This is a genomic window from Pseudomonas atacamensis, from assembly GCF_017167965.1.
Classification (GTDB): domain Bacteria; phylum Pseudomonadota; class Gammaproteobacteria; order Pseudomonadales; family Pseudomonadaceae; genus Aquipseudomonas; species Aquipseudomonas atacamensis.
This window is the reverse complement of the sequence record NZ_CP070503.1, coordinates 3,243,332-3,268,979: the sequence shown is the minus strand read 5'-3', so window position 1 is coordinate 3,268,979 and position 25,648 is coordinate 3,243,332. Positions and strand designations below refer to the sequence as shown.

The window sequence follows — 25,648 nt, the reverse complement described above, 5'->3', positions numbered from 1 at the left end:
TTGACTGATGCCCGACGCAGCATTGCGCGAGGAACAAGGGATGTTCTCACCGGCCAACCAGCCTCATTTCAATCTGACCATCGATGGCATCGACAGCGATTTTCAGGTGCTGTCCTTCACTGGTCGGGAGGCGCTCAATACACCCTTCGAATTCGAACTGGAACTGGTCAGCGAAAAAGCCTCGATCAACCTCGAAAGCGTGCTGCATAAACTGGCGTTTCTTCAACTGTCTCCGACCGGCACCGGCATTCACGGCCTGGTCTACAGCATTGCTCAAGGCGAGGCGGGCAAGCGCCTGACGCGCTACAAAATCTCTCTGCGTCCGCAACTGGCGTATCTGGCGCATCGGGTTAACCAGCGCATATTCCAGCAGATGACCGTGCAGCAGATCATCAGCAAGGTATTGGAAGAGCACGGGATCCTGGCCAGCGATTACCATTTCCAACTCAGCGCGATTTACCCGGAGCGCATCTACTGTGTGCAGTACGATGAGTCCGACCTGCATTTCATCCAGAGGCTGTGCGAAGAGGAGGGGATTCATTACCACTTCCAGCACACATCCAGTGGTCACAAGCTCACCTTCGGCGATGACCAGACGGTATTCCCGAAGCTGGCGCCTGTGGCTTATCAGCAAGATTCTGGGCTCGTTGCCGACAAGCCTGTCGTCAAGCGTTTCGGCTTGCGGTTGGTTACCCGCACGAGTCGCACCACGCGGCGAGACTACGATTTCGTCAAACCCAAGATCGAACTGGAAAGTGATGCAAAGAGCTCCGCTCAGCCGGATCTCGAGGATTACGATTACCCGGGTCGATTCGTAGATCGTGACCGTGGCAAGCACTTGGCCAATCGTGCGCTTGAGCGCCATCGAACTGACTACCGTCTGGCGGAAGGCAGCAGTGATCAGCCGATTTTGGTCAGTGGACATTTCCTTGCGCTGACCGATCATGCCAATCCGACCTGGAATGACCTCTGGTTGCTTACCGAGATCTTCCACGAAGGCAAACAGCCTCAGGTGCTTGAGGAGTCGGTGACTAGTGACACCACTGATCTCAAGGATGATTTCCATCAGGGCTACCGCAATCGCTTCAGCGCAATCCCTTGGGACGTGCCGTACCGTCCACCACTCGAACACCCCAAGCCAAAAGTTCTCGGCTCTCAGAGCGCTGTAGTTACCGGTCCTGAGGGTGAGGAGATCTACTGCGACCAATACGGACGAGTGAAGGTACAGTTCTTCTGGGATCGCGAAGGCCAACATGACGACATGACCACGTGCTGGATGCGCGTAGCGTCCAGTTGGGCGGCCGAGACGTTCGGTTCGATCAACATTCCGCGCGTCGGCATGGAGGTTTTGGTCAGCTTCCTCGAAGGCGATCCCGATCAACCTTTGATCACCGGCTGCCTGTACCACGGTGCGAACCTGCCGCCTTACAAACTGCCTGACTTCAAAACTCTCGCCACGGTCAAGAGCAAGGAATACAAGGGCAGCCGTGCCAACGAGTTGCGTATTGATGACACGACCAGTGAAATCAGCATCGCTCTTCGCAGCGACCACGGTGCGAGTGCAATCAATCTCGGCTATCTGACTCATCCGCGCCCAAGTGGCGGCCAGCCGCGCGGCGAAGGTTTCGAACTGCGTACAGATCGTCATGGCGCGGTGCGAGCTGGCGCGGGTCTCCTGATAACCACGGAGCCTCGGCCCAACGAATCCAAACACCATAAGGATCTGCCGGAAACCGCTGAGCGTCTGGCCACCGCGAGCGACCAGCAGGACGGTTTCGCGGTTCAAGCCAAAGAACTGCAGGCGCAGGAAGCTGGCGATCAGGACGATGTGGCCAAGGCATTGCACGCTCAGCATCAAGGCGTGCTCGGCAGTGGCCCGGCCAACCTCACTGCTAATGAGTTTCCAGAGTTCACCGAACCGCATCTGGTGCTTGCCAGTCCGGCCGGCATCGCCCTGACCACGCCGCGCTCCAGCCACATCGCTACGGGTGAACATCTGGCATTGAGCAGCACCGGGCATACCAGTCTGTCGATCGGTAAACGTCTGCTGGCCAGTGCTAGTCGAGGAATGCGCCTATTCGTTCAGAGCATGGGATGGCGTCTGGTCGCCGCGTCCGGCGATATTGACGTGCGGGCACTCAAGGACAGCATTAACTTGCTGGCCAAGCTCAATATCACTGCCAATGCTGACCGCATCACCATCACGGCCAAAACCGAATTGGTGATCCAAGGGGGCGGCAGTGCCACGACTTACAACGCTGGTGGCATTACTCACGCTACCAGCGGCCCGTACACGGCCCACGCGGCCAATTTCGCCTATACCGGAGCGAAGAGTTTGGCCGGCGTGTTCCCTGATCCCCCGAAACCAGGCAAGGGCAATCTTGAGTTGTTCAACCAGTACGCCGGACGCCAAGGCATCAAGGAAGGTGATTACGAAGTCATCGATGCGCTGGGCAAAAGCATCAAGGGCAAACTCGACGGCAAGGGTTTTGCGAGCGTTTCTGGTGCTGCACCGGGACCGGCGCGCGTGCTGTTCGGCAAGGATCCGGCCGATACCTGGAGCGAAGGCAGCTATATCGGCAAGCCGGAGTGGCCATTGAATCCGCCAGGCGCGGACGAAGCTCCAAGCCAAGTGCAAGCAATGGTTGCTCAGGTGTTGCCAAGCAAGAGTTGGGATGTGCTGGAGAAGGGCAAGGATATGGCTCAGACAGGGATGAGTGCTGTACAGACGGCGCAAGGTGCAATGCAAACGGCGCAACAGGTCAAAGATGCTGTACAGGGCGGAGTGGCTGGCTTGCCAAAACTGGCGAGTGCAGCGACACCGAGCGCGTCGAGCATTCTTAGCGCAGCCAGCGAGGCGGGCAAGCTGCCAAGCCTTCCGGCCCCGTCCTTGCCCAAACCAACGTTTAAGACAGCTGACCTGTTGAATGGAGAGGTGCTGTCATGACTGAAGCTGCCGTTGCCAAGAAGCGCGAGCCTCAGGTAGCCGTCGTTCCGCTCAACACGCTGGATGTGCAGGACGTGGGTCGTGGTGCCGCTCGGTTTGATGCCTGGCTGCGATCCATCAGCGGTGATGTGGTCACACTTGATCGAATCAAAGGGGTCGCCGGGTCACTGCCGGTTGTAGGCAACATCATGGCGCTGGTCGATGCGCTTGGCGACATCGTCACGCTTACCAAAAGCAAGCAGCGGGAGTTGCTTGATTGGGTCAGCCTGGGTATCAACCTGATCGGTGTTTTACCAGCCCCTCCGACCATGGCTGCTGCTCGTATGAGTTTGCGCCCGACCTTGTTTTTGGTACGTCAGGAGCTGCGTAACAGCGCCAAGATGCTGTTAGGCGACTCAATGATCGAAGTGCTGGTCGGGCACTTGAACGCCACCATCGTCGGCACGATCGATGACTTCGTAAAACAGGCCCAAGGCAAACTTTCGGGCATTCTCGCCGATGCTGGAAAACTGGGCGAGAGCGCAGTTACCGAAATCGCAAAGGGTCTCGAGGTCGTTGTAAACGGCAAGCTCGACTCTAAAGGCGATGCGCGTGCAGCGGGGCAGAAGATCACGGCGGCGGGCAATCAACTGCTTAGCGATCCCAAGGCGGCCATCAGCAATATCTTTGGGGCTGCATTCAGTGCCTACAAAGCCGTCGGTAAAGGGGTGGCCAACAGCGCGGCGAAGAACCTTCTGCCGGACCAGGCTAAAAAACTGGTGATGACGCACACCGGCACGTTGAGAGCGATGGGGCCGGAAATCAAAACCCAACTGAGTAAGTTGGGTGACCCGGGAACGCGGCACTCCATCGGTTGGTTGTTGCAAATGCTCAGCGGTGCCGTGGTGACCTGGCGTAAGCGCCGAGGGCATGGACAGAGCGCTAGCGTGAAACCCAATGCCACAAGTAAGGCGCAGAACAAAGCAGGTGAAGGCCGGCTCGAAGCCAGCAGCCGTCAGGCTCCTGCGAACGCTAACGCCAACGGCCAGAAAAATGGTGCATGCGCGGGTACTTGCAACAGTATTAGCTTCGCGTTGGGCTCCGAGTCGCTAAGCCATACCGATTTCAGCCTCCCAGGTCCATTTCCTATTGAATGGGTGCGTACCTACAGCTCCCGGTTCGATGCCTTTGACAATGGCGAACTGGGCGCTCGGTGGGTGACAGAGTTCACCACCCGATTTGATTGCAAGGGCGATGGTCTGGTTTTCTTTGGCGCCGACGGTCGTAGCATCGATTTTCCTCTGCCCAAGGTGGGCCTCTTTCACTATGACCCCGTAGAGAATCTCACGCTGGTTCGCTCCGGCGAGGATCAACTGCTGGTTTGCTTCGGTTTCGAGCGTAAAGAAATCTATGTCCGTCGTGGTCGTTCCTTCTGGCTGACGGATGTCAAAATGCGCAGTGGCGCGGGGCTGATGCTGCACTATGAGCATCGGCACGGGGACGCCCTGGTATTGTCTGACCTGATTACCTATCAAGGGGATATCACGCAGGTCCACTTGCACGTGGGAACCCTGCTTGATGATCAAGGACGGCTGGCCGGTCTTTGGGAAATCCGTGACGGCGCGCCTGTACGGCAACTCTGTGATTACCAATACAACGTCCACGGCGATCTGATCCAGGCTCAGGATGAAAACGGTGCTGCCTGGAACTATCAGTATCAGCATCATCTGCTGACTCGATACACCGATCGCACCGGCCGCGGGTTGAATCTGGAGTGGGACGGCCACACCTCACACGCCAAGGCCGTGCGCGAGTGGGCGGATGACGGCAGTTTCGATACTCGTCTTGAATGGGACGAAAACATCCGCCTGACATATGTCACCGATGCCCATGGCAACGAGACTTGGCACTACTACGACATCAAGGGCTACACCTACCGGATTCGGTATCCCGATGAACGTTCAGAGTGGTTCTTTCGCGATGACGCAAAAAACATCATTCGTCACGTTCATACAGACGGGACCTCCGATCGATACAGCTATGACGAGCGCGGTAATTTGCTCGAGCACATCAGTCCCGACGGCAGTGTCGCTCACTACGCCTACGATGATCTCAATCAACTGATCAAGGTTAGTGATGCAGAAGGTGGGCAATGGCAGCGAGCTTACGATGATGCCGGCAATTTGGTGGAGTCGGTCGATCCGCTTGGAAACAAGACGGAGTATGCCTTCGACAAAGCAGGTCAGTTGATCGCTATCAAGGACGCAATCGGCAACGAGAAAGCGCTTGAGTACAACGATGCTGGTCAGCTTCTGAAATATACCGATTGCTCTGGCAAGACCAGCGAATGGGAATACAACGATCGCGGTCAGATGATCTGTTTTACCGATGCAGCAGGACAAAGCACCGAGTATGAGTACAAGGCTGGACATATCGCCCTGATTACGCATCCAGATAAAACTCAGGAGCGATTCGAGCGTGATGCCGAAGGGCGTCTGCTTGCCCATATTGACGGTCTGGATCGCTGCACGACATGGAGCTATAACGCTGCCGGGTTGATTGCCGAGCGCGTAGACGCCTGCGAGCAAACGCTTCGCTACCGTTGGGACCGGCTGGGTCGTCTTGTAGCGCTGGAAAACGAAAACGAGCAGCGCACCCAATTTCACTATGACCCTGTCGGAAGGTTGCTTGAGGAAAAAGGATTCGATGGCGTTGCTACGCGCTATCAGTACGATTCCGAGAGCGGGCGTTTGGCGAGAGCCATTACCGGTGAGCGTGTCATTTCGATGTCGTTTGACCCCATGGGACGGCTTGTCGAACGCCATGCGAGCTTGGGCAATACGTCTCAAAGTGAATCCTTTGCGTATGACGGTAACGGCAACATGGTTTTGGCCACGAATGACCAAAGCCGGCTGCTGTGGTTCTATGATTTGGCCGGTAATCTGATCAGAGAGCATCAGCATTACCAGAGCCTGGATGCACCGCTCGTTGCAATCTGGAGGCACGAGTACGACCCCCTCAACCAGTGTGTAGCTACGACCCGCCCGGATGGTCACCGGGTGAGCTGGCTGACGTACGGCAGTGGGCATTTGCTTGCGTTGAAACTCGATAATCACGAGCTGGTCGGTTATGAGCGAGATGACCTACATCGTGAGGTAGTTCGTCATCAAGGCAATCGTCTGCGTCAGACTCAAAAATGGGACCCGGCAGGACGCCTGCAGGAGCAATTGCTAGGCCGAAGTGATGACAATTCCACTTTGCTCAAGCGCGAATACAAATACGATGCGGTCGGCCAGTTGACCGAGCTAAACGACACGCGTCGCGGACCGCTGTCCTATCGTTACGATCCAGTCGGAAGACTGATCAGTGCAGCAAGCCGCCTCGGGGTTGAGAAATTCGCTTTCGATCCAGCCAGTAACCTGCTCGATGAAAAGGTGACAGAAGTACGCCGGCCTCTTGATCAGGCCCCAATGCGTAGTCGGTTGGTAGACAATCTGCTACGGGAATACGTCGGCACCCATTACGAATATGACGATCGTGGCAATCAAACGCTGCGTTGGCACAATGGTCAACGCAGTCGACTGCAGTGGGATCTGTTCGATAGGTTGGTTCATTTCGAGGATGATCGTCTCTCGGTCAAATACGCCTACGACGCCTTGGGTCGCCGGCTGTATAAGCATTCAACCGCCCATTATACAAATCGTCCTGAAGCAGGTTCCCACTGGAATAAAAATGAGCAGGGACGCGTTCAGCGTTTGCTTGGCTGTGGCCTGACTTTGTACGGGTGGGACGGAGATAATCTTTCCTGGGAAAGCAGTCCTGCGCCTATCGATGGGGGGACTGGTCGCACAGTCCATTACGTATATGAACCCGGCACGTTTGTTCCGGTAGCTCAAGCGATCAGACACGCCTCGATTGATCTTCTAAGCCAGCCTGAATATGTCGGTGGCGAGAGTCTTGAAGATGACCCGCTTTGGAGACATGCACCCAAAGCACAACCGTTTGATGCCTTGGCTTGGTATCAGTGTGACCATTTAGGCACACCATTGGAGCTCACCGATCAGGACGGTCAGGTCGCCTGGAGCGCTCAATACAAGGCGTGGGGACAGGCAAAAGAACAGACATCAGCCTCAGCAGTACGGCATGGACTGAGCAATCCAATTCGTTTCCAAGGTCAGTACCACGATCATGAAACAGGCTTGCACTATAACCGATACAGATACTACGACCCCCATGTAGGTCGCTTCATCTCAAAGGACCCGATAGGTCTGATGGGTGGAATAAACCTTCATCAATACGCACCTAACCCAACCCAATGGGTGGACCCTTTAGGGCTGGTGAAGAAACCGCCATCCAAACGCGCCCTAAAAGACGGCGCTGGAGCATCGCCTCAAGATATCGCTGCGAGTAAGGTCGGCGGGGGCAGTCGAAAAGGGCAGGCGGCGTGTCGCAAGAAACTCATCGATAAAAGTAAGCCGGTGGGCGTCTACAAGTGCTGGCGGTGCGGACATACCTCTACCAATCCTGATGACATGCACCTGGGGCATAAGAATGTGGCCACCTCAAATGGGGGCAACCTTGCCGATGTCAACGTAGATCTTGAGGGCGCTTCGTGTAACCTGAGTGCGGGAAATAGCGGTTACGTGAAAGAAGGGATGTCGTGTGTCGAACGTGGAAGTTGTGGAGCGCCATATGGACGATAAAGAATTGCCTGTACTGATTCAGGTGTTTGTATCAGATGACGGTGGCCCGGTATTCGAGGAGCTCCCTGCAATTGCGATGGGGCAGGATACCTATGAGCTGTTGTCTTCACCTGGTCTTGCGCTGAATCTGGCTCGAGGTGATGTCATCTCGATAAAAAACAAAAACACCCACGCCGAAGTCCTCAAGCGCGGCGGGAATTTTTGTATTCATATCTACGCCGATTTCATCCCTGAGGATGTCATTGCTCAGCTCGAAACTGATGTCGGCAAAGAGCTGGGTGGAACACTTGATGGCGTTTTCGAAGGCAATCTTTCATTGGCTGTGCCGTCGAGCAACGGGATGGACAGGATCAATGAGTTTTTTGATCGTTTCCGCGAGAAAACCGGCCTCGAATGGTATTACGCCAACGTCTACAAGAACATAGATGATGAAGAGGATGAAACGCTGCTGAATTGGTGGCTGCAGAGCTGATTGATTCGAATAGCGATCTCGCTGACAACAATCGAAGCTTGGCTAAGCAAGCTTGGGTAAACACAAATGTGTCGGCTAGATCTACGAAACGCAGTGTGAGCTCGAAGGGCGCGTGACAGGTCGGTAGTGACTGCAGCGCGCTTCATCGGCCAGCCAGAAAATATGAACGAGGGCGACCCTCTTTCGAACGTTTGCCTGGCCGATATGAATCCAGGATTTAGTCAAAGGAGTGACACCATGAAAGATGTAATCCGCTTGGGCGACTCCACCACGCACGGTGGCAAGGTGCTCGAAGCCTTCTCTCGAACCGACCTCAACGGCAAGCCCATTGCCGGTGTCGGCCACAAGGTCAGTTGCCCGCTCTGCAAAGGGGTTTTCCCGATTGCTGAGGGCAGCAGCACCTACACCGTTGATGGTACGCCCATCGCTCTGGACGGTATGAAAACTGCCTGTGGGGCCGCGCTCATTGCGAGCGGTCCGAAAGGCGCAGTGATCAGCTGATCGACCTGACGACATCCTGGTTTCATTGCTAGCGAGCGGCGACGTGCAGTCGAAAGCTCTCAATAGCGATGAGCCTCATGACATCCCTGAATTCCCGAGCCTGTTGGCTGGTAAGACGCTTCCATGACGACCAATATCGCTGTTGCAACCAAACGTGAACCACAAGTCGCCGTTGTTCCGCTGAATCTGATCATGGTGGAAGACGTGGGTCGCAGTGCGGCTCAATTCGATGCCTGGTTGCGAGAGATCAGTGGCGATCTGGTGACATTGGAGCGCATCAAGACGGTCGCCGGCGCGCTGCCTGTTGTCGGCAACATCATGGCGCTGGTCGATGCGCTGAATGATGTTGTGACACTCTCCAACAGCCCACGACAAGATCCTTTGAACTGGGTCAGTCTCGGGATCAACCTGATCGGTGTCTTGCCGATGCCGCCGAACATGGCGGCCGCGCGGATGAGCTTGCGACCGACATTGTTCCTTGTCCGTCAGGAGGTCGCCAAGGTCGGCAAACTGGTATTGGGCGATGCGTTGATCAACGTCGTGGTTGGCCATCTGAACGCTGATATTGTTGGGGTGATCGATGATTTCGTTAAGCAGGCTCAAGCCAAACTCAAGGAGCTGCTCAATGATGCAGGAGAGCTTGGCGAAAAGATCCTCAATGAAATTGCCGTCGGGTTAGAGCGCGTCGTAAACGGACAGCTCGATGCCAAAGGCAATTTGAAAGCGGCAGAGCAGATGGCAAGCGCTGCCGGCGAACAACTACTACATGATCCTTTGAGCGCTATCAGCAATATCTTCGGCGCCGCGGCGAACGTTTACAAAGCAGCGGGCAAAGGCGTTGCCAACAGTGCGGCCGAGCATCTGTTGCCGGAGCAAGCAAAGAAAAAAGTTCTGATTCATACGAAATCGCTGCGCGCCATGGGACCTGAGCTGCGCACGCAGTTGAACAAGTTGAGTGATCCAGCCGTTCAAAGCTCCATCGGCGCGCTGCTGGTGGTGCTGGCCAGCGCCGTTGCAGCCTGGCGTATGCGCAATGCGCACGGGCAGGGCGGTAACGTCAAACCGGGCATGACCAGTCAATCCCGACGCGTTGCCAGCGACGGTAAGGTCGAAGTCAGCCGTGCTGAGTCGAAGCCGAAGACGCGCCCCAATGATGAGAAAAACGAAGTATGCCCTGCGACCTGCAAACGCATCAGCTTTGCCATGGGTACGGAGACGTTTGATCACTCAGATTTCAGCTTGCCCGGCGCTTTCCCGATTGATTGGACCCGCACGTATTGCTCGGACTTGAGCGCCTATGATTCGGGCATATTGGGCGCGCGCTGGATCACTCCGTTCACGACTCGCATCGATGAGCAGGACGATGGTCTGGTGTTCCACGATGCAGACGGCCGAAGCCATAGCTATCCGTTACCTAAGATCGGCCAGTTTCATTACGACGCGATTGAAAACATCACCTTGCTGCATGTCAGCGAGGGACAGTTGCTGCTATGCCGGGGTTTCGAGCGCAAGGAAACCTACAGCCGTCATGGGCAAAGTTACCTGCTGGTAGGTGTTGTGCTGCGCAGTGGCGCCGGAATCATGCTGCACCATGAGCATCGTCACGGTGAGGCGCCCGTGTTGTCCGACCTGATTACCTATCAGGAAAATGACATCACCAAGGTACATCGTCATCTCGGTACGCTGATTGATACTCATGGCCGTTTGACCGGCCTTTGGGAGATCCGTGACGGGGCGCCACAGCGTCAGCTGTGCGCTTATGAGTATGACGCGCTAGGCGACCTGATTCTCGCCCAGGATGAGAACGGTGCGGCTTGGTCGTATCAGTATGAGCATCATCTGATCACGCGCTACACGGACCGGACCGGGCGTGGGATGAACTTGCAATGGCAGGGCACGGGCGCCGATGCCAAGGCGGTGCGCGAGTGGGCCGATGACGGCAGTTTCGACACCCGTCTGGAATGGGATGAGAACATTCGTCTGACGTACGTCACGGATGCTCACGGCAACGAAACATGGCACTACTACGACAGCCTGGGCTACACGTATCGCATTCGTCACGCCGATGGCTTGTCGGAGTGGTTGTTCCGCGATGACGCCAAAAACGTCGTCCGGCATGTGCATCCCGATGGGGCCACTGACCGCTATAGCTACGACGAGCGCGGCAATCGACTTGAGCATATTCGCGCCGACAATAGCGTGGTGCACTTCGCCTATGACGACCACGACCAACTCATCAAAATCATGGACGCGGAAGGCGGGCTATGGCTGCGCGCCTATGATGACGCCGGCAACCTGGTTGAAACGGTCGATCCGCTCGGCAACAAGACTGAATACGCCTATGACAAAAAAGGTCTGCCGATTGCCATCAAGGATGCCAACGGTAACGAGAAGACCCTCGAATACAACGACGCGGGTCAATTACTCAAGTATGTGGATTGCTCGGGCAAGACCAGTACATGGGAGTATGACGATCGCGGCTTGATGATCTGCGCAACGGATGCAGCAGGGCAGAGCACCGAATACGAATACAAGGCTGGGCAGGTAGCGCTTATCCGGCATCCGGACAAAACAGAGGAGCGTTTTGAGCGCGATGCAGAGGGCAGGCTTCTGGCCCATGTCGACGGATTGGATCGCTGCACGAGGTGGAGCTACACGGCAGCTGGTTTCGTCGAAGAACGCGTGGACGCTGCCGAACAGACTCTGCGGTATCGGTGGGATCGTTTGGGACGTTTGCAGGCTCTGGAGAACCAGAATGAACGCTCGGCGCAATTTCTCTACGACCCAGTAGGACGCTTGTTGACCGAAACAGGCTTTGACGGACGTCTGACTCGCTACCAGTACGACATCGCTTCTGGACGCCTATCAAAGGTCGCCACCGGTGACCGTGTTGTGACGGTAGCGTATGACGAGATGGGGCGTGTGACCGAGCGTCTTGCTTCGCTTGGCGATGAGTCACAGGCGGAGCGTTACGCCTATGACGGCAGGGGCAACATGATCCTTGCCAGTAACGCAGACAGCCAAGTGCAATGGTTCCATGACCTGGCCGGCAATATGGTGCGTGAGCATCAGCACTACCTCGGTTTGGACAAGCCACTGGTTGCTGTCTGGCAACACGAGTACGACGTGCTCAACCAACGTGTGGCCACGATCCGTCCTGATGGGCATCGGGTCAGTTGGTTGACCTACGGCAGCGGTCATCTCTTGGCATTGCGCCTGAACGAGCATGAGTTGCTTGGCTATGAGCGCGACGACCTGCATCGCGAAGTGGCTCGGCATCAAGGCAATCGTCTTGTGCAGACGCAGAAGTGGGACCCGGCCGGGCGCCTGCAAGTGCAACTGTTGGGGCGTAGTGATGACAAGTCGGTTTTGCTTAAGCGTGAGTACGCCTACGACGCCGCAGGGCAACTGAACGAAATCAACGATACGCGCCGTGGCCAGTTGTCCTATCGCTATGATCCGGTGAGTCGTTTGTTGAGCGCAGTGAGTCGTTTGGGTGTTGAAACCTTCGACTTTGACCCGGCGGGTAACCTGCTTGATGAGAAAGCGGCCGAGAGTCGGCGGCCTCTAGAGTTGACTCCCCCACGCAGCAAACTAGTCGATAACCTGCTGCGCGAGTATGCAGGGACTCACTACGAATACGATGAGCGTGGTAACCAGATAAAGCGTTGGTGCGATGGTGCTTACAGCCAGATGCGTTGGGATCTGTTCGATCGGCTGGTGCATTTTGAGGACTCAAGGCTTTCGGTGGAGTTTGCCTACGACGCCCTTGGTCGACGTTTATCCAAGAATTCGAAGGTCCACTACAAGCAGCGGCCGGCGGCAGGCTCACTGTGGAATAGCGCTGAGCACGCTCGATTGCAGCGAGAGCACGGCTGTGGCTTTACGTTGTACGGTTGGGATGGCGATAACTTGGCTTGGGAAAGTCGTGCTCCTCAGCAGGACGGGGAGGCGGGCCGCACTATTCATTACGTGTTTGAGCCCGGAACATTCATTCCTGTCGCTCAGGCGATGTCGAATCATTCCATTAATCTGATGGGATTGCCTGACTACGATGAGGATTACAGCTTAGAGGATGATCCGCTTTGGAATTGTTCCGCAGTATCGCCCCAAATCGATGTATTGACCTGGTATCAATGCGACCACTTGGGGACGCCTCTTGAGTTGACCGATCAGAACGGAGACGTCGTATGGAGCGCTCAGTCCAAAGCTTGGGGTGAGATACGGGAGGAACGGTCGCACTGGGCGAAGCAGCAGGGCATTGCGAACCCTATTCGATTTCAAGGGCAGTACCATGATCATGAAACCGGTCTGCACTACAATCGATATCGGTACTATGATCCGATGGTCGGGCGCTTTATCAGCCAAGATCCGATTGGCTATGCAGGTGGGTTGAACCTGTTTGAGTACGCTCCGAATCCTTTGAACTGGGTCGATCCGCTGGGATTGGCTAAAAAAGGCGCACAATCAGGCGGCACGCCGAAGCAGGCCCAATCAAAGGTTAGAAGAGGCCAAGCACCGGCGGAAATCACTCGTATTGATGAGCCGGAACAGAGTGTACCTAGCAGCCAATGGCACGCACACTGTAAGTGTGGGTCGGGATACAATCTCGACGGATCAATACATGATAAAGGAAAAGGGGATGTGACCTTCTCCAAAAAAACAAAAGAATGGCTGAACGATCACGGATGGAGCATCCCTTAAATGAAGTTGGCTGAGATTTACAGCAAAATAATAAGCAAAGAGCCATATAATGATATGGCTGTATTCTTTGAAAGCTATGAAAGCTTTGAGGAAATACCGCTTGTATCTAGATACAAACGGTTGGATTTCTTAAAAAAAGAGATGAGCAACGATAGCGTTTCTGCAGTTCTGGCGGGGGCCGCTATATTTTTGATCAATTTGATTAGGGTAATGGAAACGGCGGATACGTTAAATTTCTACGCAATAACATTTACCGACTTTGATGGCTTGGATGATCAAGATGTTATTGTTCCCAACATTTTTGTTTATCCCGCGCCTGCGTCAGTTGGTTTTCTGGATAAGCTCAAGGAGAGGGGTGGAAAGGCTGCGTCGCGGGAAATGAAAAAAGTAAAAAATTATTTTGATAAGTTGGGTAGTAAGGCGCTTTTCGATTTTCATGAAAGCAGATTTCATGATTCTGTGTGTGGTGAAGATATTATTAGGATTTTTGCCGTCCCCAAAGCATTAAATGGAATAATTAAAAAGTCGACTTTAATTGATTTCAAGCCTTGAAAAGGATGTCTTGATTAACACTTAATTGTTGGAGATGTTGGTTCATTTTATTAGGTAGGCCTGGCAGTTTTGTCCAGCTGCCCCGACAGTAGAAGCGTGACGCTGAAAGAATTCGGCCATAAGCAGCCCGTCGTGAGCGGTAGCTAACGACAGAGAGCTACTATCAGCTTCGACCTTGTTCACAACACAGCATTTGTGTTGGGAGGAACTGCTTAAAAAGTAGACCTTAAAAGTCATCGTGAGGAAATATAATTGGATACAAGTGCGTACTACACGGCAGCCGTCACAGTTGCTTCGGCTGCTGCTATCTTCAGTTTCCTTTCTGCAAGGAACTCATCGAAGTCTGCTACTGCCGCGATGCTCGGCCTTACTAGAAAGTACGAAATGATCGTTGAGCATAAGGTCGACCCAGGACTGAGCTATAACACGTCAGCGCAAGCCTTTTTGGTTGACGTCAGCTTCTTTAATATTGGTGAAGTTCCAGTTTTTTTAGAGGCATGGCTTGCAGGCGATATAGACTGCGGTGGAAACGGACAACTTAATTTCTCTATCTTGACGCCCGCTAAGTTTTCCATAATTAAACCTGGTGAGCATCAGACCATGACCTTTCAAATGCTAACCAGTAATATGCGAGGGACAGCTCGTATTGTTCTCAATTATGAAAAGCAAAACAGCAGACGCGAACCTGTCACAGTTAAACACCCAGTTTCCCATTTTCCGGTGTAGCATTAATATTTACCAGTTGAGTCGTGTACATGACCTCCAGTGCTAGGCTGTCATAATTAGATTTGGCAAACCCAGTTTAGAGCGAGTCAGCGAGCCAGAGAGCCAGAGAGCCAGCGTGACATTTTACTTGCTCCTCTAAGCGTTTCACCGCTTAGAGGAGCATTTCCATAGGACATTCGGCGGTTCGCCCCTGCCCGAACTGTGCCATTCGTGGAGGGCAAAAAACGGCCAGGAGCAGCCATTTAGCACTAGGCCAGAGAAGGAGCCTCAGGATTACAGCCGTGCCACGAGACATCCTGAGTTGGCGCTGCTATCTGTTATCAGAACTGCGCCATGGCTAAAGAGGAACACATTCAATTCTGGAAAAACTTCCATTGGCTAACAGCTCGATGCGGTTGAAAATCTGAGGAAGAATGCCACCCGACAGGTACATAATGAGAGCCCTGGCACCTAAGGCGTCAGTTGGCAAACACACTCCAGATTCACTCCATCAGGGCCCAGTACATAGGCCGCGTAATAATCGGAGTGGTACTGAGGCCTGATCCCTGGTGCGCCATTGTCCTGTCCGCCAACGGCGATGGCAGCCCCATGGAATGCGTCAACGGCCCCTCGACTTTGCGCCAGCAGCGCAATATGAGCCCCGTAGCTGGGAACTGGTGCATCGTGCAGCCACAGGAATGGCTTGCCTGCGGAGCCGAACCCCAGTCTGCGAGGCGTCGAATGCGGATGGTCCGTTTCGATGCTCATTAGCAATGTGATCCCTAACGGCTCGAGCGACCGCTCGTAAAAGGCGCGAGCGTGCAAAATGTCCGAGACACCAAGGCCCACATGATCGATTAGTGATCCAGCAAACTTACTCATTTGGTAACTCCTTGCATCCCCGATTCACTCGGCAGGATGGTTGCGCTCGTCAGCTATAAGCGAATGATATTTCCCGTTGCGGATTGCCAGTTAAGGCATTGTCGTCGTTCAGCGGAAGGTCAGCATTTGGCGAGTCGACCGATCCATGTACGTTCAAACCTGAGAAGCTCCACCGTCGGCGAACAGCTCGGCACCATTGACATAGCTCGACGCCTCGCTCGCCAGAAAGAGCGCAGCTTGGCCGATCTCGTGTGCCTGGCCGATCCGGCCGAGGGTGCTCTTCTCATTTAGCAAGTCGATTATCTGTGGCGCGTTTTCACCAAGCACGGCCCGTAGGGACGGGGTGTCCACCGGCCCGGGACTGAGTAAGTTAATGCGTACACCCGATCCTTTGATGTCGAGAATCCAGCTCCTCACCAACGCGCGTAGTGCGGCCTTGGTTGCTCCGTACACGCTCATACCAGGTCCAGGGTCGATCGAAGAAGTCGAGCCGATAATGACAACGCTGCTCCCCTCGCTCATCAGCGGTAACGCCCCCTGAACCGTAAAGGTGGTGCCTTTGACATTGGTCGCGAACACCCGATCGAAGCCCGCTTCGGTGATTGCACCTAGAGGCTCGATTTCACCCATCCCGGCGTTAGCGATCAATACATCGATACGACCGTGGACCGCACCGATATGCTTGAACAGTTCCCCTAGGGAGGCTGGGTCCGAGATATCAGTCCGCACCGCAGAAACATTCCCACCGAGGCGACTTGCTGCTTCGTCTAGCTGAGGCTGGCGGCGCCCGGTAATGATCAGATCCGCACCCTGGCTGACGAATGCTTCGGCGATTGCGAAGCCGAGGCCCGAAGAACCGCCAGTAACCAGCACAACCTTGTTTTTGAATTGCATGGGATGAACCTCAGCTGTCGAATATGTAGTGAACACTACATAAAGAGGATGTCCTCTGCAAGTTATTTAGTGACTACTAAATACAAGGAACAACCGAAGCGGTTGAACTTGCATGTAGCGATCACTACAGTGGCGTATCACCTAGAGACATAGCCATGAACGAAAAACCCAGACAGCGCCGTTCCGCCTTTGACCGGGAGCAAGGGATAGCCATCGCACAAGCACTGTTTCACCAGCGTGGATACGACGCTGTCAGCCTGACCGACCTGACCGAGGCAATGAATATCAAGCCGCCGAGCTTTTACGCCGCCTATGGAAGCAAGGCCGAACTGTTCGAACGAGCAATGCATCGCTATGCCGCAGAAAACGCGCTGCCTATGGACAGACTGCTGGCACCGGATAGACCTCCCGCCGAAGCGCTAACCTCGCTGCTGATTGCCGCTGCGCAGCAGTACGGGCGAGATAGCGCTTTGCGTGGTTGCCTGATCACCGAAGGCCTGCGTGCGGACGATCCGGTCGCTCGAAACATGGCGGAGAAATTCGGCGACGCTGGAATCCAGGCGATCCGCCGGTATCTGGACCAAGTCTGCCCGGACGCTGCGCAGACCCGGGCTGACTACATCCTGGTCACCCTGCGGGGGCTGTCTGCAGCGGCATGCAGTGGGATGTCCAGCGAGCGCTTGGTGAGCGTCGCACGGATTGCCGGCAGGTTGCTTGCCCATGAGTTCGAGGCAGACGACAGCGCAGTGGAATCCTGAGTAAACAACATCTGCACTATCGTTCGATCAATCAGTAATCAGTGATGGTCGTACCGCCGATGCTCTCGGCGAATGAGCCCCCCAGCAGCTTTGCCGGTGTCTCAAAACCCGGTCGTCGCACGCCGTTCAATACTTGGCGTGCCGCCTCCATGGCAGCAATCGGCGTATAGGTGTAACCGTTGACGGTTTCGATCACTGAACGTGCCACAGTGCCGTCAGCGCCAGTCACCTCGGCCACTGCCCGAGCGCGATGAGCTTCGCGCTGTTGCGCGTTCGGCCCCTCGGGAATTTTTGAAAGATCTCCGTCAGGTAATGGATCACCGGAAAAATGTACAAACATTGCAATATTGGGAATGCCGGTGGAGTGCCAGCCGGTGACCAGATCACCGAACGACAATGGTACGCACAGCTCCTGGCCGTCGCCAAAATCGAAGTGTCGCGGTCGCGCATCGGGAGTTGAAAGAAGCGCTCCATCAATCCGGGCCAGCAGCCCCGCTCCAACAATTTCGCTAACACTCAGTGCTGACCCACGTGACATGGAACCCGCGACCTGCAGTGCAATGTTCAACGACTGCGGATATTTCACCCGACGAGCGACATGCACCGCCAGGCAGTCGGTCGGCACTACGTCCCAACCGACGCCAGGTAGGAGCATGACCCTTGCCCCTACCGCCTCATCGCCCAATTGCTCGGCCAACCGATATACGTTGATCTCGGCCGTGATATCCAGATAATCGACTCCAGCCTTGATACAGAGCCACATCAAGGCGTCAGCTGTCCGCGCGAAGGGGCCGGCAAAGTTCACCAGCACGCCAATGCCTTCCAGGCATTGTGTCGTCGGGGCATGAGGGGAAAACACACGATAAGGAACGTCCAACTGTGCAGCCAGATCGCGCAGCTTGTCGTGGCTGCGCCCGGCGATGACAACGTCCAGTCCCTGCGCCACTGCATAGTCGGTCGCCATGCGCCCGACATAGCCGGTTGCGCCATAAATCATCAATTTCTTCATTGTGCGTGCTGCCAGTTCTTGTAAACGAATTCCAGGCTGTATCCGTCAGGATCCAGAACATTGGCCGCGTAGTAGTTGGGGTCGTAGTGCAGACGCGCCCCCGGTGCGCCTTGATCGACGGCGCCCTGAGCCAACGCTGCCGCATAGGCCGCCGCAACCTGAGCTTTACTGTCTGCGACGAAACCGACATGTACCGCTCGGCCTTCGACTTCACCCTGACGCAGCCAGAAAAACATCCGGCCCTTGGCGCCGAAACCTTTCAGGTCCGGATGCCCAGTCGGACCGTCCTTGCCATCGTAGTCCAAGCGCGCGGTGATACCCAGCGGCGCCAACGTAGCTTCGTAGAAACGGATAGAGCGCTCAATGTCACTCACAGACAGAAAAATATGATCCAGCATGGCAACGTCTCCCGATCGTTCAGATGATGTAGCCGCCCGCGACTTCGATGGTCTGGGCATTGATCCAGGCCCCGTCTTGGGACAGCAACATGGCAATGACGCGGGCCACATCTTCGGGCTCACCGACTCTGCCTAGCGCCGTTTGCTCAGCCAGCATCGCCTCAAACTCATCATTGAGCCCGCCACCTAACTCGGTTCGAATCGCCCCAGGTGAAACCGCATTGACACGTATGCGCCGATCACCGAACTCTTTGGCCATGTAGCGCGTGAGCACTTCCAGTCCACCTTTGAACGCCGCATACGGCGCCACCCCGGCGGTGGCCACGCGTGTAGTAGCGCTGGTTAGATTGACGATGCTGGCGTTCTCCTCCAGTAATGGCAGCAAGGTCTGCGTCAGGAAGAAAGGGCCTTTCAGATGGACTTTGAAAAGACCATCAAACTGAGCCTCGCTGACCGACGCCAGCGGGTTGAACAGGCCGTAGCCGGCGTTATTCACTAAACCCGCCAGTGTGCTGGTGCCCCATCTCTTCTGGAGCACGGCCACGATGGCATCGCGAAACTCTTTGAAACTTTCGACATCGGCCACGTCGAGCTTAAGCGCAACGCCCTTGCTGCCCGCTTGTTCAATGCGTCGCACCACATCATCCGCTTCGTCGGGATGCTGGTTGTACGTAATGATGACATCCATACCGCGCCGGGCGGCATGTTCTGCTGCACTTGCACCAATCCCTCGACTGCCTCCGGTAATGACGATAACGCTCATGACGTGTTCCTTAACTGATTGAATGAGCCTTCACATTAAGAGCGCTGGTTAATGCGGGCGCAGCCGTTCCTACTCGAAATCTGCCTGTTTCTACTTTTTGCTTGCGCTGCTCCTGCTGGGAGATTCAGCATGGCCAGCATGAACGAACAACTTAACGAACTCCGCATCCTCGCCGCCAAGGCCGAAAACCGCCGCACAGAGACGGGCATTCCCCGCGTCGCTATGGTCCAAGGAAAAATCCCTGAGCATATGCTGGCGGCAGTCTATGACCCGATGATCAACTTGATTCTGCAGGGCAGCAAAACCATGACCGTGGGCGACCGCACGCTGCGATACGACCCGGCGACCTATTTCGTCATGTCGATTCAGTTGCCTGCGGTGGGCACGGTGCATCCTGCGCCAACGGGCGAACCCTATCTGGCCATAAGCCTCACGCTTGATCCCACCGTGTTATCAACCTTGCTGGCTGACCTGCCCAAATCTGTCGGCCACCATGAAAGCGACCCGGGCTTTTCAGTGGCGGCCGTTACAACCGAATTAATGGACGCATGGGTGCGCATGTTGCGATTGATGGGCAACCCGGAAGCTATCGCAGCCCTGGCGCCTGCTTATGAACGCGAGATACTGTTTCGCGTGCTGCAAGGCCCCCACGGCTGGATGCTGCGAGAGATCGCAGCGCCCGATACAGCCATGGCCAGAGTGAACACAGCCATTCAATGGATCCGTCGCGATTTTGCGGAGCCGATCAGGGTGGAAAGCTTGGCTCAGAAAGCGGCAATGAGCGTCTCGGCCTTCCATCGCCACTTCAAAGCGGTGACGACGTTGAGTCCATTGCAGTATCAAAAACGAGTGCGCTTACTTCACGCGCGGATGCTCATGGTAGCCAGCGGCAAGAGCGTCATGGCGGCAGCCTTCGAGGTTGGCTACGAAAGTCCAACGCAGTTTAGTCGAGACTATACGAAAATATTTGGGCTTTCACCTGCGAAGGATGCAGCAAGAATTGTCGGAAAAACGAAAGTTCTAGAATCTAATAGGCGCAGGAATTTCGCCCCCTTCAAGACTTAGATAGCAAGCGGGTTGAAAGGGGTGTAATCGACCAATTTCTGGCGTATGCGAATGACTGGCTTCGCCCAGAAGCTACCAGTCTTAAAGGTCCGTTTTTGGCCGATAGCTGACTACTGACAGCAGTCAATGCAACCAGCGCGCTCTGCTTCGTGTGATTTGACTAGCGCCAACTTGGTGGTGTCAGAAGGGTAGGGTTGCGGAAATGACTGGAAAGTTGCGGAAACGATCCATAGAGAGAGGAGCAAATTTTCTGAATGCCAGAAACGACAAAGCCCTGAATAATCAGGACTTTGTCGTTACAGATATGGCGGAGGCGATGGGATTCGAACTCATGGACCTGTTACAGTCGACGGTTTTCAAGTCTGATGATTATTCCTTATATTACAATGAGATATGTATTAATCTTCTCCGCTAGATGCCTCTCATCAACGCTTTGGAGGCCTCAGAAACCAAGAGGTGGAAGTTTATTTGCGGAAACGAATTTGGCCTATTGTTTTGCTTTTGGAATGAGCCGCCCTATCTGCATTGGTATTCGGAGCCAGCCCACGTCAGTCGTGACGGGGCAAAAGCGGCCAGAAGAGGACGTCCGATACCACTTGTGAGGAGTGCCTGATAGGGCAGAGGCACGTATCCAGATAGAAGCGCTCTTGAGTTCAGAGCCCACGTCAGCGGGTAAGCGTCTGTCGGATTGCATACTGCGTTCGCCCATTACCAAATGACCGATCTTCTGTTTACCTCGATCAGACTGATGAATACATCCCCCACCCTGATGTCAAGCTTTCAGAAGAGATGGAAACGCAGGGCTTGAAGACATTATGCCGAGCGCACTTCGAATAGATGCAATTCGGTAGTGAATACGAGAGATTAGGCGTATCAGCTAAACACTGCGCTACTCTACTAGAGAGGCCAGGCACACAGGAGGTGCTATGCGAATCAAGTTCGTAGAGATTTCCAATTTTCGAAAACTGAAGTCTACCCATCTCGATTTTGATAGAAACACGACAATTCTGGTCGGTGCCAACAACAGCGGAAAGACCTCAGCGATGTTGGCGCTGCGCATCTTCCTGCTTTCGCCATCTCGATTGGTGCTTCGCGACGTCACTATTGCCAATTGGACCAATATCGATCTGCTGGGTAGCGAGTGGGAGGCTGGTACAGAGCCTACCGTCGATCTGGATTCGCTCCTTCCCTCGCTGGATGTCTGGCTTGACGTTCCGCTCCGCGAGATCCAGCACGTCGTTGATATCCTACCTACGTTAGATTGGTCCGGCGGGCTACTGGGGGTTCGGCTTGCGTTTCGAATAAAGAATCTCGAAAAACTCAAGAGCGAATATACTGCGCAACGAACTGCGGCGCGGGACGCGTCAATCATCGGGCCGAGCGGTGAGTCGATCAAGATTGCGGTCTGGCCTCGCAACCTCACTGACTTTCTTGAACGTCGGCTGCGGGCACACCTTGAACTTCTAGCCTATCCCCTTGATCCTGCTGCTGTTGTTCCTCCGGGAAGAAGCGGCCTCGCGACGCCGCAAACGCTCCCCGCCAGCGCACTTGCGTTCGAGCATCCACCTTTCAAAAAACTCATCAAGATTGATGAAATCGCCGCGCAGCGCGACTTTGCCGACGCCACCAGCAGTGACGGCGGTGACGACAAGGGAGAGGAGAACAATCGTCGGTTCAAGCGTCGCCTCTCGGACCAGTTACGCTCCTATTACGATCGCCATCTCGACCCGACGAAGACGCCATCGGATAAAGACTACGAAGCGCTCGGCGCAATTCAAGCGGCTGAGCGCAGCTTTGACGCGCGACTTGAGGAAGGTTTTTCCTCTGCCTTTCAAGAGCTAGAGGATTTGGGTTATCCCGGCATGAGTAATCCCAAGCTCAAAATCTCGACGCTTCTTCGGGGCACGGATGGGCTCAAGCACGGATCGTCCGTGCAGTACCAGGTTGCGGATCCTTCAGGTGACGGCACCAACACCCTCAAACTACCAGAGGACTATTCGGGGCTCGGGTATCAGAACCTGATCGCCATGGTGTTCATGTTGATGGGCTTTCGCGATGAGTGGATGCGTGTAGAAAAGGCCGGCATTCTCGAGGGCACGGACGTGTCAAACGAAATACAGCCACTGCACCTCGTACTGGTAGAGGAACCCGAAGCCCATCTCCATGCACAGGTCCAGCAAGTCTTCATCAATAAAGCCTATTCCTTGCTCAGAAAACACGACGATCTAGGTGCTGCGGAAAACTATTGCACTCAACTTATCGTCAGCACGCACTCAAGTCACGTTGCTCACGAAGCGGACTTCGCGAATTTGCGCTATTTTCGGCGCCGGCCTGCGGCTAGTATGGGGGAGACGCCGACCACCACGGTGGCCAACCTGTCCTACATCTTCGGTGATGGCGACGAGACAAAGCGCTTCGTAAAGCGCTACCTCAAGGCGACCCACTGCGATCTCTTTTTCGCAGACGGCGTCATCTTCGTCGAGGGGCAGGCGGAGCGCATCTTGGTGCCCCATTTCATCCGTCATCATTTTCCCGAGCTGTCGCGGCGCTATGTTACGTTGCTTGAGCTCGGTGGAAGTCACGTGCATAGCTTCCGCAATTTGGTCGATGCACTCGGCATCGCGACGCTGATCATTGGCGATCTGGATGCCACAACGGCGGTTAAGATTGTCGACAAAAATAAGCGAGAGACAACTCGTTGGAAGTCGGCTCGCCCCGAACAGGGTAAAGCTCAGCAAACCGCAAACTCAGTTCTCAAAGAGTGGCACCCTGGGAAAAAGCTCATTGATGAACTCGTCGCGCTACCACCCGATGGGCACATTTCGACGGCTGGCGGCGACTATGAACTGTATGTCGCCTATCAAAAGCCAGTCAACGTGAAGGGTGCTGCCGAAGATGGCGATCTCATCATTCCGCGAACATTTGAAGACGCCTTGATCCTGGAGAACTTAGCGGTCGCTGGAGAGATCGAGGGTTCGATCACCTCGGCCAAGGTTCGCAACATTGTCGCTCAGGATCTGTCTGGAGATGACCTTGAGGATGAGCTGTTTGAGCTGTTGAAGACGGCCGAGAAAGCGGCGTTTGCGCTGGACTGTCTCATGCTAGAAGACCCAAAGGCGCTCAAGCCGCCAAGCTATATCGCGGCCGGTCTTAAATGGTTTGAAGGGGCCGTAGGTAAGGACATCGCCCAGAGCGAAATCCAAGGAGCGGAGGATCAGGATGATAATTGAAACGGCAGCGCCAGACTTCGATGAGGGCGCCGACGCGCAAATCCGGGCTTGCCTGAATCCCGCCGCCCCGCAAAGCTTTTTCCTCTACGCCGGGGCAGGGTCTGGGAAGACGCGCTCCCTTAAAAGGGCGCTCGACACCTTTCGCGAAGATTATGGCGCGACCTTCCGGCGGGCTGGCAAGAAGATCGCAGTCATTACCTATACGAACGTCGCGGCCGACGAAATCGCCGAGCGCGTCGGAGAGGACCCGCTGTTTCCTATATCGACGATCCACAGCTTCTGCTGGCGGCATATTGAGACCTACCATAGTGATATCCAGGCGTGGCTTCTGAACAGACTTCCGGTTGAGCTTGCGGACTTACACGAGAAACAGGCGAAGGGGCGCGCTGGCACCAAGGCCGCGCTAGACCGTGAGAGGGCCATTGTCTCCACGATGCGGCGCATTGAATGGCTCAGTGTCCCTCGGCGGTTTACCTACAGCCCCAACGGCGACAATTTCGGAAAGGACTCACTATCCCACTCTGAGGTGCTAAAAATCACCGCGGCGTTCATCGAAACAAAGCCATCGATGCAGGCGATCTTGGTCAACAGATTCCCATTCTTGCTCGTCGACGAGAGCCAAGATACGAATAAAGGGCTGATGGAAGCCTTTTTTGCGCTGGCTGCGGCGCACAAGGACAAGTTCGCGATTGGCCTATTCGGCGATACCATGCAACGCATTTTTATGGATGGTCATCCTGAGCTGGAACGTTTGGTTCCCGCTGACTGGGCGCGTCCGGTCAAGCGCCTTAACCATCGCTCCACCCAGCGTGTAGTCGCCCTCGGCAACGTCCTCCGAGAGCCGGTTGATAGCCAATACCAGGTTGCCCGCGAAGACAGCGAAATCGGTATTGTCCGTCTTTTTGTGTCTCCCAACGATGTCCATGATAAGCCCGCCATCGAGCGACAGGTGCGCCATCGGATGGCGGACTTGTGCAACGACCTCATGTGGCGTGAGGAAGCTGCTGTCAAAGCGCTGACGCTCGAACATCACATGGCGGCATCTCGCCGTGGTTTTCTGGAGATGTTCCAAGCGCTCAACCAAGATTCACGCCTATCGACTGGGTTGCGCACTGGCGACCTAGCCGGGCTCAGATTATTCACCGATCGGGTAGCCCCGCTTATTGCCGCCGCGCGAATTGAGGATGACTTCACAGTAATGGCGCATTTGCGCGCAACCTCGCCGCTTCTGCAGCGCGCAGCTATCGTTCGGCTCGCGCATACTGCTGATCCGCTACTACCAATCCGAGCCGCTGTAGATGCACTCCTTGGCCTGGAGACTGATCACCAGGAAACCACGTTCCTCGCCGTGCTGGAATGCGTCGCTAAACATCGTCTATTCGAGATTCCTGATGCGCTACGCCCTTTTGTTGCGAATGGGGCAGAAGCGAAGGACGTCGAGTTGGCCGGCGATGAGAGCGAGCCGGGCGAAGAGCATGCGCCGGAAGAGAGGTCATCTGCGAGCTTGGAGGCCTGGCGAGCCTTTCTGGAGACGCCGTACAGGCAGACAATCCCATTTGCGGAATACGTCAGTGATAAGGGCCCCCTCGGTACACATCAGGGCGTGAAAGGGCTCGAGTTTGAACGCGTATTGGTGATCCTCGACGATAGCGACGCCCGCGGCTTTCTATTTTCTTACGACAAACTATTCGACGCGACGCCGTTGGCGGGGGCTGGCCGTAAACCTCCTGTCGAGACGTCCGAGGAGGGGACTGCGCGTACTCGGCGCCTGTTATACGTGACCTGCACTCGTGCCGAGAAAAGCTTGGCACTAGTAGCCTACACAAAGGAACCCGAGACGCTCATTGCGGCGGCGCTGCGTAACCAATGGTTCACCGAAGAAGAAATCGAGCGGATATGATTTCACCTTCTCAACAATTAGATTTTCTCTCGTGGAGGCGGCGTTGGAAATGACTGCTCCCGGCCAGAAGCAGAGACTGCATGAGACTACGAAGGTCAAGATGATATAAAACTCCTTGGACTCTCGTCCTTAACTGATTTCGATAACTGCTGTCCTCTATGGTGACTTTTTAACGTGTTCTAGATT

16 protein-coding genes are annotated in these 25,648 nt (G+C 55.1%); 11 read left to right on the top strand and 5 right to left on the bottom strand.

All coding sequences use genetic code 11. The annotated features are described in order from the left end of the window. Positions 1–40: 40 nt before the first annotated feature. The 7 genes from JWU58_RS14790 (at position 41) to JWU58_RS14760 (ending at position 14,584) form a co-directional block, all read left to right on the top strand. Positions 41–2,947 (top strand): type VI secretion system Vgr family protein, encoded by a 2,907-nt coding sequence (locus JWU58_RS14790; RefSeq protein ID WP_206422191.1) that lies wholly within the window; start codon positions 41–43, stop codon positions 2,945–2,947. Continuing rightward, complete coding sequence (locus JWU58_RS14785; RefSeq protein WP_206420388.1) at positions 2,944–7,629, top strand: RHS repeat-associated core domain-containing protein; 4,686 nt, start codon at positions 2,944–2,946, stop codon at positions 7,627–7,629. The genes JWU58_RS14790 and JWU58_RS14785 overlap by 4 nt, the downstream gene beginning before the upstream one ends. After that, a complete protein-coding gene (locus JWU58_RS14780) occupies positions 7,619–8,101 on the top strand; it encodes a DUF4265 domain-containing protein (protein ID WP_130902051.1) in 483 nt (160 codons plus the stop codon). Before JWU58_RS14785 ends, JWU58_RS14780 begins: the two co-directional genes overlap by 11 nt. A 237-nt stretch (positions 8,102–8,338) precedes the next feature. Further along, positions 8,339–8,602, top strand: coding sequence for a PAAR domain-containing protein (locus tag JWU58_RS14775; protein ID WP_130902052.1), 264 nt, complete (start codon positions 8,339–8,341; stop codon positions 8,600–8,602). Positions 8,603–8,725: 123 nt separating this feature from the next. Continuing rightward, entirely contained in the window at positions 8,726–13,306 is a 4,581-nt protein-coding gene (locus tag JWU58_RS14770) for an RHS repeat-associated core domain-containing protein (protein ID WP_241196126.1), read from the top strand. Further along, positions 13,307–13,858, top strand: coding sequence for an Imm15 family immunity protein (locus JWU58_RS14765; RefSeq protein WP_241196125.1), 552 nt, complete (start codon positions 13,307–13,309; stop codon positions 13,856–13,858). A 252-nt stretch (positions 13,859–14,110) separates the two neighbouring features. Continuing rightward, positions 14,111–14,584, top strand: coding sequence for a hypothetical protein (locus tag JWU58_RS14760; RefSeq protein WP_206420387.1), 474 nt, complete (start codon positions 14,111–14,113; stop codon positions 14,582–14,584). Positions 14,585–15,034: 450 nt separating this feature from the next. Here the strand turns inward: JWU58_RS14760 and JWU58_RS14755 are convergent, their stop codons facing one another. Both JWU58_RS14755 and JWU58_RS14750 read right to left on the bottom strand, forming a co-directional pair. Next, positions 15,035–15,445 (bottom strand): VOC family protein, encoded by a 411-nt coding sequence (locus JWU58_RS14755; protein ID WP_206420386.1) that lies wholly within the window; start codon positions 15,443–15,445, stop codon positions 15,035–15,037. A 153-nt stretch (positions 15,446–15,598) separates the two neighbouring features. Next, positions 15,599–16,339: an SDR family NAD(P)-dependent oxidoreductase gene (locus JWU58_RS14750; RefSeq protein ID WP_206420385.1), complete on the bottom strand. Its 741-nt coding sequence runs from the start codon at positions 16,337–16,339 to the stop codon at positions 15,599–15,601. 155 nt (positions 16,340–16,494) lie between these two features. Between JWU58_RS14750 and JWU58_RS14745 the strand changes: the two genes are divergently transcribed. Beyond that, a complete protein-coding gene (locus tag JWU58_RS14745) occupies positions 16,495–17,097 on the top strand; it encodes a TetR/AcrR family transcriptional regulator (RefSeq protein WP_206420384.1) in 603 nt (200 codons plus the stop codon). Positions 17,098–17,128: 31 nt separating this feature from the next. Here the strand turns inward: JWU58_RS14745 and JWU58_RS14740 are convergent, their stop codons facing one another. From JWU58_RS14740 to JWU58_RS14730, 3 genes are read right to left on the bottom strand one after another with little or no spacing between them, the layout of a single operon-like run. Continuing rightward, positions 17,129–18,106, bottom strand: coding sequence for a saccharopine dehydrogenase family protein (locus tag JWU58_RS14740; RefSeq protein WP_206420383.1), 978 nt, complete (start codon positions 18,104–18,106; stop codon positions 17,129–17,131). Continuing rightward, positions 18,103–18,504, bottom strand: coding sequence for a VOC family protein (locus JWU58_RS14735; RefSeq protein ID WP_206420382.1), 402 nt, complete (start codon positions 18,502–18,504; stop codon positions 18,103–18,105). Before JWU58_RS14735 ends, JWU58_RS14740 begins: the two co-directional genes overlap by 4 nt. Before the next feature lie 19 nt (positions 18,505–18,523). Beyond that, on the bottom strand, positions 18,524–19,267 hold the full coding sequence (locus JWU58_RS14730; protein ID WP_206420381.1) for an SDR family NAD(P)-dependent oxidoreductase: 744 nt from the start codon (positions 19,265–19,267) through the stop codon (positions 18,524–18,526). A 138-nt stretch (positions 19,268–19,405) separates the two neighbouring features. Between JWU58_RS14730 and JWU58_RS14725 the strand changes: the two genes are divergently transcribed. The 3 genes from JWU58_RS14725 (at position 19,406) to JWU58_RS14715 (ending at position 25,462) form a co-directional block, all read left to right on the top strand. Then, positions 19,406–20,332 (top strand): AraC family transcriptional regulator, encoded by a 927-nt coding sequence (locus JWU58_RS14725; protein ID WP_206422190.1) that lies wholly within the window; start codon positions 19,406–19,408, stop codon positions 20,330–20,332. 926 nt (positions 20,333–21,258) lie between these two features. Beyond that, positions 21,259–23,562, top strand: a complete 2,304-nt coding sequence (locus tag JWU58_RS14720) for an AAA family ATPase (protein ID WP_206420380.1) — start codon at positions 21,259–21,261, stop codon at positions 23,560–23,562. Then, positions 23,552–25,462, top strand: a complete 1,911-nt coding sequence (locus JWU58_RS14715) for a UvrD-helicase domain-containing protein (protein ID WP_206420379.1) — start codon at positions 23,552–23,554, stop codon at positions 25,460–25,462. The genes JWU58_RS14720 and JWU58_RS14715 overlap by 11 nt, the downstream gene beginning before the upstream one ends. The last annotated feature ends 186 nt before the right edge of the window (positions 25,463–25,648 follow it).